Source organism: Amycolatopsis sp. NPDC059027, from assembly GCF_042739735.1.
In the GTDB taxonomy this organism is placed as follows: Bacteria; Actinomycetota; Actinomycetes; order Mycobacteriales; family Pseudonocardiaceae; genus Amycolatopsis.
On record NZ_JBHYIK010000089.1, the window covers coordinates 18,125 to 20,856 of the forward strand.

Consider the following 2,732-nt stretch of genomic DNA (forward strand, 5'->3'; position numbering starts at 1 on the left):
GCGGCCCCGGCCGCGGGCGGCGCGCCCCCCCCCGGCCCGCCCGCCCCCCCCCGGCTAGTGTCCCCCGCCGGAAATTGGTCACACATCTCGACGGCCCAGCTTCCCGCTGGCGGCGTTGCCGGTCCGCCCGAGTACGATCCAGTACGAGGACGAACCGGCGCCTTGCCAGCAGAAACCTGGATCCGCCGATATACGCAACGGATTTCCGGCGGGGGACACTGACTCACCAGGCCGAGGCGTCCACCTCGGTCAGCAACCGGGGCGCGGCCAGCCGCGGCAGGACGCCCTGCTGCGGAAGCTGGTCCTCCGCGTGCAGTTGCCTGCCGATCCTGCGCACCGCGCGGGGAAACCGGAACTCCGTCTCGCCCGTCGCCGTCACCAGCAGGGACAGGTCCACCAGTTCGTCGAGTACCGCCTCGGCGTCCTCGTGGCTCACCGTGAGTTCGGCCGCGGCCGTCCACGTGCCGACCTCCGGTCCATCCAAAGTGGACAGCCGACGGAAGGCCGACCGGGCGGCCGCGGAACCGAGGCCGTCGGACCGCAGCACGCCCGCCCGCAGACCGAGTGGATCGTCGCGGATCTCGGCGGGCGCGTCCGAGCCCGTTTCGAGCCACTCCAGCATCCGTGCCACCGACCAGCGCGGGCGCCGCTTCATCCGCGTGGCCGTGCTCTGCAGCGCGGCGGGCAGCCCGTCGTGCAGGTTGACCAGCCGCCGCAGGTCACACGGATCGACGTCCGTCCGGTCACCGCCCATGGCGTTGGTGAGCAGCTGGACGCTCTCGGCCGTGGTCAGCGGCCGGGGACGCACCGTCGCGGTCACGGCGCCGGACACCAGCCGCCTGCGGCTCACGGCGAGCACCGCGCAGTCGCGGCTGGACGGGATGAGCTGCTCGAGTACGGTGTCGCCGGGCACGTCGTCCAGTACGACGAGCACCCGCCGCTCGGCGGTCCAGGTCCGGAACAGCTTCGCCCGATCCTCGGCCGAGTCCGGGATCTGCTCCGCGACCATCCCCGTGGCGTGCAGGAATCCGCCCAGCACCTCCCCCGGGTCGATCGGCTCCCCGCCGGGAGTCAGCAGCCGCGCGTGGAACTGGCCGTCCGGGTACTGCTCCCGCAGCAGGTGACCGGCGCGCACGCACAGGGCCGATTTCCCGCTGCCGGGCAGCCCCTCGATGGCGACGACCGCCGGACCACCGAAGCGGCGGGTCGCGCCCATCGCGGTCGTGATCGCCCGCAGCTCGTCTTCCCTGCCGACGAGCGGTCCCGCCTCCGGCGGCAGCTGCCGGGGTGGTTCCGCCGTGGCCTGGCGCCGCACCTCGACCGCTTCCGTTTCCCGCCAGTCGAGACTCCCGTCCGCGGTGAGCACTCCGTGGTGCAGCCGCTGCAGCTCCTGCGACGGGTCCAGGCCCAGCTCCGTGGCCAGCGTCCGCCGCGTGCGGTCGTACACCTTGAGCGCCTCGGACCGGCGGCCGGAACGGTACAGCGCGAGCATCAGCTTGGCCTGGAACCCTTCGTGGGTGGGCATCTGCGCCGAGAGCAGGGTGAGCTCGTCGAGCGCGGCGTGATGCCTGCCGAGGACCAGGGTCGCGTCGACCCGGTGTTCCAGCGCGCGAACCCGCATCTCCTCCAGGTGGACCACCTTGGCGTGCAGCACCATGCCCGGGTTCACGTCCACCAGCGCGGGCCCGCGCCACAGTCCGATGGCCTGGTTCAACGTGGTCAGCGCGGATTCGGCGGAACCGGCTTCGAGCTCGTTCCTCCCCCGCGTCGCCAGCCGTTCGAACTGGCCGATGTCCAGCGCGTCGGAGTCCAGCGCCAGCAGGTACCCGCTGGGCAGTGTGTGCAGTGCCGGACAGCGGGCCTCACGGTGCGCCGCGCCCGCCCGGTGGGAGGCGTCCAGCCACAACCGCTTGCGAAGCTGGTAGACGTAGGTTTGCAGGGTGGTGGTGACACTGGGCGGCGGATTGCCCTCCCACAGCTCCTCGATCAACTGCCCGGTATGCACCATGTCGTTCGCGTTGAGTGCGAGCAGGCTCAGCACCTGCCGCAGCTTCAAGGCGGAAGGAGTGGCCAGCACCCCGTCCCGCAGCACCTCGATCGGACCTAACAGATTGATACGCACCGACCGCACGCTCCGCTCCTCTCTCGGTAACGATGTGCATGGCGTGGTACGGATCGTGGCGAGTCGCTGGTCAAGTGCGGCGCGCACAGCCCGAACTTGTTTGAGGACCCCCAGTCGTCCACGATTCGACCTTCCCACGGATTCACTAGCAATCGTGCTGACGGCTCGCTTGATCCGACCTTGATCCAATGCGTGATGAATTTTTTTCCCGCGGTCGTCCACCCGGTCCTGACCGGGACCAGTTCCGGACAACCGGAGAACACACGGCCGTTCGCGAGGATTCGAGTCCGAATTGTCCGGACTCGAATCCGCCGGATTCCGAAATAGCGGCCATCGCGCAGTGCCCCGGCGACCGGGAACAGCCGCCATCGCGCGGCAGGGCGAACCCGTCCGAGGCGGTCCACCAGGAGTCCACATAGGATTCCGCGGAAGGTCTGCGAACTGCACCGTGCGGCCGGGGTGTGTTGTTCACGGGCGTGTCGTGAGGGCAGGGGCTTCGCGCGACGGCAACGCCTGTCGGGCGAGCAACCGGAGCGGGGCTAGAACGAGCGCTCGGGCGGGGTCCGGACCACGCCGGGGGGGGGGGCCGCCGCGCGCCGGCGCGGCGAGG

1 protein-coding gene is annotated in these 2,732 nt (G+C 70.8%); it reads right to left on the reverse strand.

The window, feature by feature from the left end:
• Nucleotides 1–223: 223 nt before the first annotated feature.
• Nucleotides 224–2,131, reverse strand: a complete 1,908-nt coding sequence (locus ACFWY9_RS39360; RefSeq protein WP_378341274.1) for a BTAD domain-containing putative transcriptional regulator — start codon at nucleotides 2,129–2,131, stop codon at nucleotides 224–226.
• Nucleotides 2,132–2,732 lie beyond the last annotated feature (601 nt).